Raw genomic sequence first — 16,639 nt, forward strand, 5'->3', positions numbered from 1 at the left:
CTTGGTGGCTACTATTCAGCCTGACTGGCTGATTTCTTGCCGATTAGCTCCTCAGCAATATTGCGCGGAACTTCCGCATAATGATCAAATTCCATCGAATAGCTAGCTCGACCTTGAGTCATCGAACGCAAAGTTGTGGCATAACCAAACATTTCGGAAAGTGGTACAAAACCATCAATTATCTTTGCCCCTGAGCGATCTTCCATTTTATCAATCCGACCGCGCTTGGAGTTAATATCACCCACCACATCACCCATAAATTCTTCTGGAGTGGTGACTTCTACCTTCATAACTGGCTCTAAAATAACCGGATCAGCTTTTCGTACACCCTCCTGTAAGGCCATCGATCCAGCAATCTTGAAGGCCATTTCTGATGAGTCAACTTCATGATATGAGCCATCATAGAGCTTAGCTTTTACGTCAACTACCGGATAGCCGGCAAGAACACCATTACCCATGGCCTCTTTAATACCTTCATCAACCGGCTTGATATATTCACGAGGTACGACACCACCAACAATAGCGTTTTCGAATTCATAAGTTGGCTTATCCCCCTCAATGTCTTCGGCATGCACAAGTGGGCCAACTTCGAGCCAAACATGACCATATTGACCTCGACCACCAGATTGACGGACAAATTTTCCTTCCACCTGGACAGTTTTACGCACGGTTTCGCGATAGGCAACTTGCGGACGACCAACATTAGCCTCCACCTTAAATTCGCGCTTCATACGATCCACCAGTACTTCTAGATGTAACTCACCCATACCCGAGATGAGGGTCTGACCAGCTTCATTGTCGGAGCTAACCCTGAAAGTTGGGTCTTCTTCAGCAAGACGTGATAAAGCCAGCGACATTTTCTCTTGGTCGGCCTTGGTTTTTGGCTCCACAGCAATCTGAATAACTGGTTCTGGGAAAGTAATTTGCTCCAAAATGACACCGTTCCCGACTTCACACAAAGTATGGCCTGTCATAGTGTTTTTTAAACCAACCGCAGCGGCAATTTCCCCGGCGTACACTTCCTGCACCTCTTCACGCTGATTAGCATGCATACGCAAGATTCGCCCAATTCGCTCCTTCTCGCCGGTTGAACTATTTAGTACGTACGAACCGCTCTTCAGGGTTCCAGCATAAACACGGAAGAAGCACAGCTTACCTACAAATGGATCGGTAGCAATCTTAAAAGCCAAGCCCACAAAGGGAGCCTCATCGGTAACCGAAAGCACCTCTTGTTCACCGGTCTTAACGTTGTCGGCCAGAGGAGCCGCAATATCTAAGGGATTTGGCAGATAATCTACCACGATATCCAAAAGCTTCTCAACCACGACACCGCGGCCATCACCACCAGATACGATAAAAAACTCACCAGTTAGTACACTCTTACGAATGCAGGCTTTAATCTCATCTGTAGTTAGCTCGGTGCCTTCAAGATACTTTTCCATTATTGCATCATCAGCTTCTACAGCAGCCTCTATGAGGTGCTGACGATAACGCTCAGCTTTCTCACGCATATCTTCAGGAATATCACCCTCAATCAACTCCTTATCCTTATATTCTGTATAGGTGTAGGCCTTCATAGCAATTAAATCAACAATGCCGTTAATTGACTGCTCTTCACCGATTGGCAAGTGGATTGGATAAGCTCGGCGTGTTAGGCGCTCATGGATGGACTCTAAGCTTTTATAAAAATCTCCACCAGTCTGATTGATCTTATTAATAAAGCAGATGCGTGGTACACCATACTTGTTAGCCTGGCGCCATACGGTCTCAGACTGAGGCTCCACGCCCATCTTGCCGTCAAAAATAGTGACTGCCCCGTCTAGTACGCGCAAACTACGCTCCACCTCTACGGTAAAATCGATATGTCCAGGCGTATCAATAATATTGATGCGCTTACCATTCCAAAAACAGGTGGTAGCCGCCGAAGTAATAGTGATTCCACGCTCCCGCTCCTGCTCCATCCAGTCCATTGTTGCCTCACCCTCATGAACCTCACCAATTTTGTGAGTTCGACCAGTGCGATACAAAATACCTTCGGTTGTGGTGGTCTTACCGGCATCAATGTGCGCAATAATACCAATGTTACGTGTGTTATCTAGAGAATATTCTCGAGCCATAAAAATCCTTATCTTATTCCTATTAGTGGTAATGAGTAGCCCAAACGAAAAAAATAGCGCCTGGCGCGTATCGGATAAATCTTACCATAATCTAGGCGCCTTAAGCAAACTAAGCTGATCCAACAAATATCTCTTCTCCACCAATATTCTTTGTAAAAAAACTATCATGGGAGATATATATGATTGCCCCCTCGTAGCGCCTGAGGGCATTTTCTAACTCTTCAATCGAAGGCAAATCAAGATGGTTAGTGGGTTCATCAAGAATTAAGACATTTGGCCGGCGGGCAAATAAGGCAATCAGTTGAATGCGAGCTTTCTGACCACCCGAGAGCTGGTCAACTAAGATGACGCCGTCTTGTCGTTCAAATAAATATTCCCGTAAGGCTCTAGTGATCGCCTCATCATTAACCGGTCGACCGCTCTGCGAGTAAATATCTGCCACCGCCTCGGCTAGTGTCATGGTAAGATAGCGCCCATCAATCTCTTGCTCGTAACACCCCAGCACAAGCGAGGAAGAATAATCAATACTACCGGCAAACACCTTAGAAGTTAAGCTTCCACCTTCTGCTGTTGCTGTCATGGCATCTACTAAGGTTGTCTTACCTGCACCATTACGGCCCACAATATGAACCCTCTCACCAGCCCGCAACTCAAAACTAAGGTTACTAAATAACGGTTTTGCATAACCCAAAGAGAGCTCGTCAATGCGGATTAGGTCAGCTGCATTACCAGCAACTACTTCACGAGCTCCACGCAGGTTAATCGATTTAGCTTTATACTTTTCATACTGCTGAGTTTGCGATCGCTTCAGTGACTGAGCTGACTCTTGATCAATCCAGATAGTTGGCTTAGATATCCGCTCTTCCAGCTCGGCAATTTCTCGCTCTAGCCGACGCACCAACGGAATAAAGGGGTTGGGACTTTGCTTAGTACGAACTTTCTTTAGCTCAGCTTGCTTCAATGCCTCACGGCGATTTTCTAAGGTCTTTATATTAACTTCATATTGATGCATGGCGCTGGCTGAAACTAGTGTATTTTGCTTCAGATAAGACTCATAATTACCCGAAAAGCTTTGCAATTTTTGATCTTTAAGCTCTATCATTCGATCCGCACAAGCTAGCACATCACGATCATGCGAGATAACCAACACAGCTGAGCGAACCTCACGTAGCCAAGCCGTAAAACTCTCTTTGGCCACATAGTCCATATGGTTGGTTGGTTCATCCAGAATTAAGAGATCGGCGTTGGAATATTCAATCTGAACCAGTTGGGCGAATCGCTTTTGTCCACCCGAAAGATCACTAAAACTTCCTAAAATTTGCTCTTTTGATAGCTGATAAGCTTTGAGCGACTCAACCACCTGATCTTTAACATGATAGTAGCCCAGCTCATCGTAACGCTCCAGAGCATTGGTATATTCCTCAATCAGACCCATATCATCACCCATCGTAGCTGGATATGTCTCAATTATATGTGTCAAATGGTCGTATTCACGCAGACCATGTAAAACATACTCCACCACCGACATCGATTCATCAATATCATGCTGCTCCTGCTCGGTGGTCAGTATCTCAACCCCCTTACGCAGCCGCACTGTACCAACATAATCGCTGTCAACTCCAGAGATAATTCGTGCTAGTGAAGTTTTACCGACACCGTTTCGACCAATAAAACCAATTACCTCGCCGGCCTGGATTTGCAATTCGGTATTACGTAAAAGCACTTTTGCGCCAGCCTGTTTTTCATCAATCTTTGCCTCTAATAACATAGTTTTTCCAGTATACCCACTGCCAATCCGTTAAGCAAAAAGAGCGGCTAGGATTATTGTCCTAACCGCTTCTCGGCGTCGCCTACCGCTTTCGACGACGCAATTGACCAGCATCAGCAACACCATGTGGCTTGCCCGCTTGGGTGTAGCACTCGGCGTGATAATGCTCAACTCGATTCCAAGTCTTCTGCACATAAACATTACAGATGACTTGGTTAGCTCGATGTTTGGCCTGAAATTTTACCCGCTCATCACAGTGTGAGCAAACAGCCTGAGTACCAGGTTCAATATTTCGAAGAACTGCTCGAGACCTGGTTGGTGGTGGCTTCTCAAGCGTACTAACTGTCAAGCTCATAGCTCCCATTCTAGTCTCCTTCACTGGTTCGAATGGAATAAGGGCCCATTTGACTCAACCCGCTTCAAAATTAACCCCGTCGACTCACCCAAAGATCAGCTATGATCCCGCCAAATGGCGAGAGCGTCATGCCACCAGATGAAAGTCTACTCGACTTACTAATAACTGTGTGGTAGCCAACCTCCAGCCAACCCGGCGTGTAGTCCAGGCAATTCACCTCTAGGCTGTGCCCCAGAAGCCAAACACTCGGCCCGATCACTGGCTGATTATCAACTACAAGAATCTCGACATTCGGCTGATCACCGCAAGCTACCACTCGCAACTTCGACACCAACAACGAACCACGCCTCACTACTTTGGTGGCTATAGAAGGCCTGACGCCAATGTGAATGACCGAGTCTTGATCTACTTGCTCTAAGTCTAATCGCTTAGACATGTTGCTCCATTTTGTTTGAGGTGCAGATAAGGTGTAAAATTTATACTACATTATATGTAATATGTCAATCAATTATAATCTAGCTCTACGAAAAAACGATTCTCAGGTAAGTCTTCTAGTAGTCTCATGATGTCTGGCATACTTTTCAGATATTGATCGTTACCCCAATCGGGCGCTAGATCGCTCCAAAATATCTCACCCGCCATATGATTGCCATGGAGCTTATCAGTCTGGGCTGTCCCGCGAAACAGATGAAAAAATATTTCGCTCACCGGTGCACCGTTTTCCTCAATGGTCACATAGCCGTCACCAACATGCTTCAGCTCACTCTTGAGCCCTGTTTTTTCAAAAAGCTCACGGTGAGTAGCTTCGTGAATGGTTTCGCCCAGATGCAGTTTGCCGTAGGGTAAGCCTACCTGGCCCAAAAGCGGCTGCACCTTGCGACGCATAAGAAGCCAGCGCCCCAGTCGATCTCGTACGGCTAGCAATATGACGATCTTTGGCTGCAAACGAGGCTTTAATGATTCAGGCGAGAGCGTATCGACGTAACGCTTACCGTCGGCCGTGAGAGAGTACTGCTTATCTGCAGCCTGCTCAACGTACCCCTCCTGCATAAGCGCCTTTAGATGGTAGGCGAAGAGATTACTCTCCACCCCAGCCGGCTTAATATCTCGATAGCGCAGTGAATCGCCACGCATCAGATTGCGCAGAATCGCTCTTTGAATGTGATGCATCATGTCTTCAAGTATACCATGACTCAAATATTGTTGAGTCAAAAAGTCTGGCCTAGCTAGAGAGCCATACATGCGAGATAGTGAAAGTGTCCTAAAGCACCTTACATGAAGGAAGTGCATGAGATGCCGGAAATAACGCCAGATGACCTAACCGCTCTACTCACTCTCCACGCTGAAAGGCAAACTGAGTACGCCGAAGCCGAAGCTGCGCACCACCAAGCCGAGTCGGCGTTCAAAAAAGCCCGAGGTGCACGCTACGCAGTCCTCGAGAACTATCGGGAAGCCCGACGCTGCTACATCCAAGAGTACCTGGAACGCTACGAAAAAGTACTGTGCGCCTACTGCAAGCAGCTGCGTCGACTCGATCGCATGCGCAGCTCTCGAGAGTTTGGCTTCTACTGGGACTCCGATTGCCGCTACAATCGTTGGCGCACCCCGTATGACAATCGTTTTGCCATCTGCGAGCGCTGCATCCCAACTCAAACGTATACCGTCAGCGAGGAGGATGGCTACAGGGTTGGGGTTGAGCTGGTGGAATTCGACCGCAAAGCCTACACGAGGCAGCTTACCTATGGCAATGAGAACCTCGAGCTCGTTGCAAAAGCACTGAGCATCCCATTTCCCCCTCTTAACTAGCCCCTTGAACGAGAAAGTCCCTCGCTTGAGGGGTTTTCTTTATTTATTCAGGGTAGCAGAGGTGTATTCTGAGTGATGCTCACGCAGGACGAACCAAAAAATCTTCCCGAGGTGTACTAGAACGTACAATGAGGGAAGATTTTTTGCAAGGACACCCGTGAGCGCACTTCAGAATGTGCCGAGTTAGTACCGGGCGAAGTGAGCAAATGCCTTATTGGCTTCAGCCATCTGGTGAGTGTCGGCCTTCTTCTTAATCGCATCGCCTTGATTGTTATAGGCGTCCAAGAGTTCATTTGCTAAGCGCTTATCAAAGCTCTTACCTTCTTTAGCACGAGCAGCATCTAAAATCCAAATCATTGCATAGTGAATCCGGCGATCTGGCTTTACTTCCATTGGGACCTGGTAGTTAGCTCCACCTACACGGCGAGAGCGCACCTGTACATGCGGGCTGGCATTTTTAATGGCGCCCTCAAAAATCTCCATCGCGTCGGCCTTACCCTTAGTAGACGCCTCAGTCAGAGCATCATAGACGAGGTTTTCTGCTAGACGCTTCTTGCCACTTTTCATCACCTTATTAATCATACGGGTAACTAGTACCGAGTTGTACTGCATATCTGGAGCGAGTTCGCGCTTTAAGGATTTAGTCTTTTTACGTGGCATGTCTATTCTCCTTTTGCTTTCTCAAGCTTGGCTCCATACTTAGATCGAGCTTGCTTGCGATTTGCCGTACCGGCAGTATCAAATGCGCCACGCACCACATGATAACGCACACCCGGAAGATCTTTTACACGACCACCGCGCACTAGCACAACTGAGTGCTCTTGCAGGTTATGGCCAATTCCGCCGATGTAGGCGGTTACTTCCATACCATTAGTAAGGCGCACACGGGCAACCTTACGAAGAGCTGAGTTAGGCTTCTTGGGCGTTTGAGTAAACACCTTAGTGCACACCCCGCGCTTTAAAGGTGCGTCCAACGGACGGACGCGACCTTTTAAAGCGTTTAGACTACGGCTAAGAGCCGGCGACTTACTTTTGCGCTGAACTTTTGCTCGTGGCTTGCGAATGAGTTGGTTAATCGTTGGCATAAAACTTCACTATCCTAACAGATTTAATCTAGCTGGTCAACAGATTCGTCATCATCTGAGCGAAATCCGGTACCAACAGGGATCAGTCGACCAATGATCACATTCTCTTTCAAACCGCGCAACTTATCGGTTTTCCCGCGCAAAGCAGCACCAATCAGTACTTTCATAGTCTCCTGGAAGGAAGCAGCTGAAAGCCAGCTATCCGAAGAAATAGAAATCTTCGAGATCGGCATTAAGAGCTGCTCATACGTAGCTGGGGTCTTCTTAACCTCCTCAGCGCTACGATTTGCTTCCCAAAGCGCTGTCTTAGATACCACATCACCAGTAATAAACTCAGTGTCGTTAGGCTCTTCGATACGCACTCGGCTAAACATCTGGCGAATAATCACCTCGATATGTTTAGAGGCAATGGTCTGACCCTGCGATGCATAGATAGCCTGCACTTCATCAACGATGTAGCGCTCAACTGCTTCAGAACCCAACAGCCTGAGCATATCTTGCAGATTTACCGATCCTTCAGATAGTCTCTGCCCAACCGTCACCAGATCGCCATTTTTTACCTTAAGGCTGACGTAGTCTGGCAGGGTGTATTCCTTGATATTGCCACCCTCGTGAGTCAGCTCAATCTTGGCCTTACCAACTTTTATGGTTCCATCGGCACCTGCCTTCACAGTGCGCTTACCGGTCTCATTTTTTGCCAGTACATCACCCTTAGCTACAGTGTCACCAGTTTTAACGGTCGGCTTCATGCCCTCTTTGAGCTCGTACGGAGTTATCTTTAAGTCAGCTGGAGCAATGCGCAGCACCTGCTTACCTTGGGTAGCTTTTAGTGTCACAACTCCATCAACTTCGGCAAGGATTGCCTCACCACGTGGGTTACGAGCTTCAAAAATTTCTTCAACACGAGGAAGACCCTGCGTAATATCGGCAGCCGAAGCCACACCACCAGCGTGGAAAGTACGCATAGTGAGCTGAGTACCTGGCTCACCAATAGATTGAGCAGCCATAATACCAACTGCTTCACCAGTCTCAACCAATGCTCCACGAGCTAAGTCAATGCCGTAACAGTGCTTACAAATTCCCCAAGTTAAGCTACATTTCAAAATCGAGCGAATCGTAACGGTCTCAATGCCAGCCTCAGCAATCTCACGTGCTGCTTGGTCTGTGACTAGCTCACCAGCTTTCACTAGTACGCGACGACCGTCCTTCACATCAGCCGCAACATAACGGCCTACAATCCAAGGGGCCAAACTATCCTGTCCAGCAGCCTGAGCCTCTGAGAGGTGAACCTTATATCCCTCTTTATCGCCACAATCATCGGCTGAAATCATCACATCCTGCGCCACATCAACCAGACGACGAGTGAGGTAGCCTGACTCTGCAGTCTTCAACGCCGTATCAGTGAGTCCCTTACGAGCACCGTGCGAGGCGATGAAATACTCCAAAATTGACAGACCTTCTTTATAGTTACTCTTTACCGGAAGCTCAATTGTTCCACCAGTTGAGTTGAGCACCAAGCCCTTCATACCGGCCATCTGGTTAGCTTGACCAACTGTTGCGCGAGCACCACTTTCAATGTCCATCGCTAGAGTGGAACTATTTGGGTTGAGTTCAGTCGTTAGCTCAGCTTCAATCTGCTCACCAACCTCTTTCCAGGTCTCAACCGTACGCTCCTTACGCTCTTCGTTGGTAATCAAGCCCTGCTGATACTGAGAGGTAATCATCTGAGTACGCTTTTCAGCATCATCTAGCAGCTGAGCTTTCTTCTTTGGTGTCTGCAAGTCATCCATGCCCAATGAGAAGCCCGATTCAGTTGCATACTGATAGCCGATGGCCTTAATCCGGTCAGCTACCTGGGCCGTCTCATCACCACCAAAGCCAGTAAAGATTTTAGCTAACACTCCCTTGAGCTTAGACTTTGTCATAGCATCATTCTGGAACGACATACCCTCTGGCAGAACATCATTGAAGAGAATACGCCCAACTGAGGTCTCCAAAACTTCATCCTGAATTTTCACCCGAACTTTAGCTCGCAAATGAATCGCATCTTGCTGGTAAGCCATAATCGCCTCTTCGGCTGAAGAGAAAGCCTTCCCTTCACCAGTTGCACCATCGTCAAAGCTGGTCATATAGAAACAACCGAGTACAATTTCGTGCGATGGATTGACAATTGGCTCACCTGATGCTGGCTTTAAGAGGTTCCGGCTAGCCAGCATGATCTCGCGCGCTTCTTTCTGGGCCGCATCTGAGAGCGGTACGTGTACCGCCATCTGATCACCATCAAAGTCGGCATTAAAAGCGGCACATACTAATGGATGAAGCTGAATTGCCTTACCTTCAATCAAGACTGGCTTAAAGGCTTGAATTGAAAGTCGGTGCAAGGTCGGCGCACGGTTAAGTAACACATACTTGCCAGTAATCACCTCTTCTAAAGTATCCCACACTTCCGTACGAGCACGCTCAATCATACGGGCGGCACTTTTTACATTGTGAGCATACTCTTTCTCAATCAGTCTAGAAATTACAAAAGGCTTGAAGAGTTCTAGAGCCATCATCTTTGGCAGACCACACTCATCAAGTTTAAGATGTGGCCCCACTACGATTACTGAACGACCTGAGTAATCTACACGCTTACCTAAGAGGTTCTGACGGAAACGTCCCTGCTTACCCTTGAGAAGGTCGGTTAAGCTCTTGAGCTTCTTACGCGATCCACCAACAGCCGTAACAGCTCGCTCTCGACGAGCATTGTTGTCAATTAAGGCATCAACTGCCTCTTGGAGCATACGCTTTTCATTGCGACAAATCACTTCTGGAGCGGCCAGGTCATAGAGTTTTTTCAGACGATTATTACGGTTAATTACACGGCGATAGAGATCGTTTAGGTCGGAAGCTGCAAAACGACCACCATCAAGCTGGACCATTGGGCGCAAATCTGGTGGAATAACCGGCAATTCAGAAATCACCATCCACTCCGGCTTCAGACCAGCCTGCTGCATTCCTTCAACTGCCTTCAGGCGCTTGAGTGCCTTACGCTTACGCTGACCAGCAGTAGTGGCAGCTTCTTCACGCAATTCTTCAGCTAGCTTATCCAGCTCAACCTCTTCTAGCAAGGCCCGAATTGCTTCGGCCCCAATCCCAGCCTTAAAGACATTACCGTACTTAATATTGAGTTCGCGATAAGTACCTTCAGGCAAAAGCTGGTTCTTGGCTAGAGACTCTAGCTCATTTTTAGCTGTCAAATAGTTGGTTTCTAGGTCAGCCAAATCTTTTGCTGCTTCTTCTGTAAGATTAGACTCATCTTCGACTTCATGCTTGGTGATCAGCTCCTTGCGACGCCCCTGATAATCGGTGTTAAGATCGGCTAGAGCTTTCTCACGCGCCTCATCATCAACCGACTGCACGATAAAATTGGCAAAATAAGTCACTCGCTCCAAATCACGCACACTCATGTTAAGCAGGGTGCCAATCGAGCTAGGTGTACCACGTAAGAACCAAATATGGCTTACCGGTACAGCTAAGTGAATATGGCCCATGCGCTCGCGTCGTACGATTGAGCGAGTAACGAGAACACCACATTTATCACAGACAATGCCCTTGTAGCGAATCCCCTTATACTTACCACAATAACACTGCCAATCTTTAGTTGGTCCAAAGATTTTTTCGCAGAATAGGCCGTCTTTTTCCGGCTTCTGAGTTCGGTAGTTAATTGTTTCTGGCTTGGTAACTTCACCGTGACTCCAGTCCAAGATATGATCCGGACTAGCTAGAGCCAACTTAATTGAAGTAAAGTCGATAGTTGGTTGGTTTAAGTCGTGTTGCATGACTATACCTCCTCCTCTTTAGTTTCTGTTGGCGTAGCCTCGGCTAGCACTTCAAAATCATCTACAGCACCATCTTCGGTGAGATCTATTACCGCATCATCTGGGGTGGTGCCAGTCAGTAGATCATCATCGGCTAGATCGGTTGCTTCTTCGTTAATCTCCTTATCAATCACATCATCAGCGTCCACCTCAACATGGTTATGCTCAAGCTCTACCGCCAGACCAAGTGACTGCAATTCTTTCACTAACACATTAAAGCTTTCTGGTACACGTGGACCTTTTATCTCCTCCGACTTAATGATGGCCTCATAGGCTTTTGAGCGACCAATTACATCATCCGACTTAATCGTTAGCACTTCCTGAAGGGTGTGAGCAGCACCATAGGCCTCTAGCGCCCAAACCTCCATCTCACCAAAGCGCTGTCCACCCATCATGGCCTTACCGCCAAGTGGCTGCTGAGTCACCATAGCGTATGGTCCGGTCGAACGGGCGTGGATCTTATCATCAACCATGTGATGAAGTTTGAGCATATACTTCACACCAATAGTAGTTTTCTGATCAAATGGCTCACCCGAAAATCCATGATACAACTGAGCCTTACCATCCTCTGGCAGACCAGCCCGCTTAAGCTCAGATTTAATTGTTTCAATGTCAACCCCATCCAGTACCGGGCTAGCCACTTTATAGCCAAGTGCATTCGCCGCCCAGCCAAGATGAGTTTCCAAAATCTGACCAATGTTCATACGAGCACCAATTCCGAGTGGATTGAGGACAATATCCACTGGCGTACCATCTTCAAGATATGGCATATCTTCAACTGGCATCACCTTAGAAATTACACCCTTATTACCGTGTCGTCCGGCCATCTTATCACCAACCGAAATCTTGCGTAGTTCAGCTACCGCAACATAAATCTGTTGCATCACTCCACTAGGCAAATCATCACCATTCTCACCAGACAGGACCTTAACTCCTACCACCTTGCCGGAGCTACCATTTGGCATACGCAAGCTAGTGTCTTTTACTTCACGAGCCTTCTCGCCAAAGATGGCTCGCAGTAGACGCTCTTCTGAAGAGAGTTCAGTCTCACCCTTAGGGCTAATCTTGCCAACCAAAATCTCTCCAGCTGCTACTTCAGCACCAATCCGTACAATGCCATCTTCGTTGAGGTCCTTCAGGGCTTCATCACCAACATTTGGAATATCACGCGTTACAAGCTCTGGTCCAAGCTTGGTGTCACGCACATCAATCTGGAAAGTTTCAATGTGAATAGAGCTATAGCGATCATCCTGAACCAAACGTTCAGAAATAATAATAGCGTCTTCAAAGTTATGTCCATCAAAGCTCATAAAGGCCACCAGAACGTTCTGACCTAGAGCCAACTCACCATCCACGGTCGACATACCATCGGCCAAGACATCGCCTTTTTTAACTTTATCACCAGCTGAAACTGCGCAGCGCTGAGTCATTGCCTCACCCTGGTTAGAGCGGATAAAGGTCATGAGTTCATAAGTTTTAGACTTACCGTCTTTATATTTAACTGAAATAGCTTTAGCGGTGGAGCTAGTTACCTCTCCTTCACCTTCAGCAAGAATAACCTGGCCTGAGTCTTCAGCAACTCGACGCTCAATACCCGTCCCCACCACCGGAGCTTGAGGTCGAACTAGAGCAACGGCTTGCTTTTGCATGTTTGCACCCATCAGTGCTCGACGGGCATCATCGTGCTCCATGAATGGAATAAGAGCCGCTGAAATACCGACTATCTGCTGTGATGAAATATCAAGATAGTTCACATCATCGGCTGAAAGTTCAGCAGCTTCACCGCCCACACCACGAGCTGAAACTATACTATCGGCAAAATATCCATCTTCTTTAATGCGAGTATTAGCTGGCGCAATCACAGCTCGCTCTTCGTCAAAGGCATCAAGATAAACCACTTCTTTTGTAGCTCGTGCTACAACTGGAACAGATTCTATGCCAGCTTTATCAAGTTTTTTAGCTGTAGCGTCGGTAATCTTATCACCAGATTTAACAATCACATTACCTTTACTGTCTTTTATTTGACGACGGGCAATCTCGCCAGTAGCCTTAGCTGGAGTAACTTCATTAACCACTTTCAGGTATGGTGTCTCAATAAAGCCATACTCATTTACCTTAGCGTAACTTGCCATAGTCGAAACCAAACCAATATTCGGTCCTTCTGGCGTTTCAATTGGGCAAATTCGACCATAGTGAGTACGGTGTACGTCACGTACTTCAAAACCAGCCCGCTCACGGTTTAAGCCACCTGGCCCCATCGCGTTTAGACGACGTTTGTGGACAATTTCATCAAGTGGATTAGTTTGCTGTAAGAACTGAGACAGTTGGTGCGAAGCAAAGAATTCCTTCACGCTGGCTACCACTGGGCGAACATTAATCATCAGTGATGGTGTCACCGTTTCTGGATCGGCTACCGACATACGGTCTTTTACGATACGCTCCATGCGAGCAATCCCAATACGGAAACGAGCCTGCATTAACTCGCCGACCATCTTTAGACGACGATTACCGAGGTGATCAATATCCTCCGATGGCGCACCTTCATTAGTCATACGTATTACTTCTTTTAAGATAGAAACAAAGTCTTCAACCCGTAAAACGCGGTTTTCACGCGTATTTTTTACATTCATGCCAAGGCGCTTATTCATCTTATAGCGGCCAACCTTCGAGAGGTCATAGCGCTTAAAGTCAAAGAACATTGAGTCAATTAAGCTCTTTGAGTTTTCAACTGTAGCCAAATCACCTGGTCGAATGCGCTTATAAACCTCCATTAGAGCCTCGGCGGTGGAGCTAGATGGATCCTTAGCAATAGTTTCGGTAATAAAACGCAACTCACCAGTATCGACATCACTAAATAGCTCAAGTAGATCACTATCTGAGCCATAACCAAAGGCTCGGAGCAGTGTTGTAATAGGAAGCTTGCGTTTACGGTCTATCTTGACACTCATCACCCCATTAGCGGCTGTCTCTACTTCCAGCCAAGCTCCACGGGAAGGGATAATTTTTGCCCCAAAGTACCCAGAATTTGAGTCATTTGTGAAAAACACACCCGCCGATCGAACCAACTGCGAAACCACCACACGCTCAACACCGTTAATAATGAACGTTCCTCGGGCAGTCATCACCGGATAGTCGCCAAGAAAAATTTCTTGATGCCGAACCTCACCAGTTTCTTTAATGAGTAGCTCCATCTGAGCTCGTAGACTGGCTTCATAAGTAGCATTTTTTTCTTTTGCTTCAGCTTCAGTCAATTTGGGTTGTTCATAATGATAATCTTTAAAGGATAGCTCATAGAGTTTTCCAGTAAAGTCTTCAATTGGGCTAATTTCTTCAAAAAGCTCTGCCAGACCCTCACGCACAAACCAGTTATAACTGGCGTGTTGAATCTCAACTAAATTTGGTAATGGCAATATATCGGTGTGGTCTTTAAGGTAGACACGCTTTGCACTAGCTTGTTTAGGCATTTATCAGGCTCCTTAGTTAATTAAGATGATGGTACTTCCGCTCTTTAAGATAGAGGTAGAGATAGCTCGACAATATAAGCCGAGCTTCAGCTTCGATTTAGTAATTTTTATTTATAATTTAAGTTGTTGGATGAAATGGCGACGAGGGGTTTCTAAACACAAAAAACGCCTGCACACAAAAGTTGCAGCTCGATGTGATAGCGTTTGACTAAAAGTTTAAGCATCCTCTTGACAACCATTGTATGGTGTACATTCTATGCTTGTCAAGCGTAACGGGCAGAAATTCCGCGAAATCGCATTACTAAAACCACGCCAACTATACAAAGTAGAGCCCCCACCCCAGCAACCACCGCCAGAGCATTAAAAGTATCAGCCAAAAGACCGGCCGCAAAAACCGGTACTAGAGCAGCAATATTGATCATCATATTCAGCGTACCAAACACCTGACCGCGCAACCGATCGGTGGATGCATATTGTAAGAGTGTCTGGGCTGAAACCAGTATCATGGCGTTAAACACACCTAAGCTAAATGTCATTATCATACTAGCTACCTTCAACGGAGTGCCATCGGAGTTACCACCCACTATTGGTAGCGCCACCAGTATTGCAGAAGCACAAAATAGCGAGAAGAATATGACTTTTACCTTATTGCGATGTTCTAAAAGCTTGGCCGCAAATACCGACCCTAAAACTAAGCCAATCCCCGCCGGCATCACCAACCAATAGCTAGATTGCTCTAAGCCTACCTGGAAAAAGGCCTGCGAAAGAGCTGGAGCTAAGGCCGACACTACACCAACAATGGTTTGAGCCAAAGCAATTAACATCATCGGGAAAAGGATTACCTTGGAGCCAACAATCTGGCCAAAATGACCGTGTAAATCTTGTGTAATAGTTCGAATAATACCGGAAAAATCAAACTTGCCTTCATGCACGGCCGGAATTTTCGGTAGAAAAAGCGAAAGTCCAGTGGCCACCAAAAATGCAATGGTAACAATAATATAAATGGCATGAATACCCGAGTTAGCAATGACCGGACCGGCTAGTGAGTAGCCAATAATAAAACTAGCATTTAAGGTGAATATAAAAAGTGAGTTAGCTGGTACCAACTCTTTTTTTGAAACCAGTTTTGGCAGAGCAGCTCCTTCAGCTGGCACAAAAAACTGCGAAAAAACCGATATAAAAAAGACCACTACATACACCGCAATAATTTGTGTATCAATAAATATTAACAGTGGCACCAACAACGCCCTTAAGGCATTCGTCCAAACCAAAATTGTCTTTCGATCACGATGATCCACATAGGCGCCTGCGGGAACAGCTAAAAAGATGGCCGGCAAGCCAATTGCCACTATTAAAAGTGAAACCGAACTATTAGCAAATGAGCTCTTGGAGGCTATCTCGTAAATACGAATTAATAAGCCGTAATTAAGCAACTGGGCCGCGATCTGACTAGTTAGCTGTGCGCCCCATAGCTTTAAGAATTGTCGATTCCGGAGAACCTTAGAATACATCGCGCACTTTCATTACCTCTATTGTATGAGACTTATGTAGATAAAAAAAGCGTATCTCACCCTATTTTATTGGCGTCTTGGTAATTACCTTATCAACTAGCCCATAAGTTGACGCCTCATCGGCGCTCATCCAGTAGTCACGATCGGAATCAGAGGCAATCTTTTCAACATTCTGACCAGAACGCTCAGCTAGCAGGGTGTTCAGTTTTTCACGAATTTTGATAATCTCCTTAGCCGTAATCTCAATATCGGCCGCTGTTCCTTCAAAGCCACCGCTCGGCTGATGGATCATTACTCTACTATTAGGCAAAGCAAACCGCTTACCCTTCGCACCCATCGCTAAAAGAAAAGCCCCCATCGATGCCGCCATACCAACACAAATGGTTGAAACATCCGGCTTGATATGCTCCATCGTATCAAAGATGGCCAACCCAGCCGACACACTCCCGCCAGGTGAATTTATATAGAGCGTAATATCCTGATTAGAGTCCTCGCTCTGCAAAAACAACAACTGTGCAATCACCAAATTTGCCACCGTATCATCCACGCCAGTGCCAAGAAAAATAATCCGCTCCTTCAAAAGGCGAGAATAAATATCATAGGCTCGTTCACCCATGGCAGTTTTTTCAATTACAGTTGGTACCAATATTGAGTTCTGAACCTTATCCATATG

General features: G+C 46.6%; 12 protein-coding genes. 1 reads left to right on the plus strand and 11 read right to left on the minus strand.

Translation table 11 applies throughout. The features are described 5' to 3' along the window. Positions 1-11: 11 nt before the first annotated feature. The 5 genes from fusA to IPM44_02670 all read right to left on the minus strand — a co-directional run bounded on the left by fusA (position 12) and on the right by IPM44_02670 (position 5,482). Positions 12-2,117: an elongation factor G gene (fusA, locus tag IPM44_02650; protein QQS26604.1), complete on the minus strand. Its 2,106-nt coding sequence runs from the start codon at positions 2,115-2,117 to the stop codon at positions 12-14. A 109-nt stretch (positions 2,118-2,226) separates the two neighbouring features. Continuing rightward, positions 2,227-3,885, minus strand: a complete 1,659-nt coding sequence (locus tag IPM44_02655) for an ABC-F family ATP-binding cassette domain-containing protein (GenBank protein QQS26605.1) — start codon at positions 3,883-3,885, stop codon at positions 2,227-2,229. 82 nt (positions 3,886-3,967) lie between these two features. Further along, a complete protein-coding gene (locus IPM44_02660) occupies positions 3,968-4,240 on the minus strand; it encodes a hypothetical protein (protein QQS26606.1) in 273 nt (90 codons plus the stop codon). A 70-nt stretch (positions 4,241-4,310) separates the two neighbouring features. Beyond that, complete coding sequence (locus IPM44_02665; GenBank protein QQS26607.1) at positions 4,311-4,676, minus strand: hypothetical protein; 366 nt, start codon at positions 4,674-4,676, stop codon at positions 4,311-4,313. A 68-nt stretch (positions 4,677-4,744) separates the two neighbouring features. Beyond that, entirely contained in the window at positions 4,745-5,482 is a 738-nt protein-coding gene (locus tag IPM44_02670; protein QQS26608.1) for an NUDIX domain-containing protein, read from the minus strand. Between the two features lie 33 nt (positions 5,483-5,515). Between IPM44_02670 and IPM44_02675 the strand changes: the two genes are divergently transcribed. Beyond that, positions 5,516-6,046 (plus strand): hypothetical protein, encoded by a 531-nt coding sequence (locus IPM44_02675; protein QQS26609.1) that lies wholly within the window; start codon positions 5,516-5,518, stop codon positions 6,044-6,046. Between the two features lie 183 nt (positions 6,047-6,229). Here IPM44_02675 and rpsG read toward each other — a convergent pair whose 3' ends face one another. From rpsG to clpP, 6 genes are all read right to left on the minus strand, one after another. Beyond that, complete coding sequence (gene rpsG / locus IPM44_02680) at positions 6,230-6,706, minus strand: 30S ribosomal protein S7 (protein ID QQS26610.1); 477 nt, start codon at positions 6,704-6,706, stop codon at positions 6,230-6,232. Between the two features lie 2 nt (positions 6,707-6,708). Beyond that, entirely contained in the window at positions 6,709-7,131 is a 423-nt protein-coding gene (rpsL, locus tag IPM44_02685) for a 30S ribosomal protein S12 (GenBank protein QQS26611.1), read from the minus strand. A 23-nt stretch (positions 7,132-7,154) separates the two neighbouring features. Beyond that, on the minus strand, positions 7,155-10,952 hold the full coding sequence (gene rpoC / locus IPM44_02690) for a DNA-directed RNA polymerase subunit beta' (GenBank protein QQS26612.1): 3,798 nt from the start codon (positions 10,950-10,952) through the stop codon (positions 7,155-7,157). Between the two features lie 2 nt (positions 10,953-10,954). After that, a complete protein-coding gene (locus IPM44_02695; protein QQS26613.1) occupies positions 10,955-14,455 on the minus strand; it encodes a DNA-directed RNA polymerase subunit beta in 3,501 nt (1,166 codons plus the stop codon). 263 nt (positions 14,456-14,718) lie between these two features. Continuing rightward, a complete protein-coding gene (locus IPM44_02700) occupies positions 14,719-15,966 on the minus strand; it encodes an MFS transporter (GenBank protein ID QQS26614.1) in 1,248 nt (415 codons plus the stop codon). A 61-nt stretch (positions 15,967-16,027) separates the two neighbouring features. After that, a complete protein-coding gene (gene clpP, locus IPM44_02705) occupies positions 16,028-16,636 on the minus strand; it encodes an ATP-dependent Clp endopeptidase proteolytic subunit ClpP (GenBank protein QQS26615.1) in 609 nt (202 codons plus the stop codon). Positions 16,637-16,639: the final 3 nt, after the last annotated feature.

The sequence above is a fragment of the bacterium genome, assembly GCA_016700035.1.
Taxonomy (GTDB): domain Bacteria; phylum Patescibacteriota; class Saccharimonadia; order CAILAD01.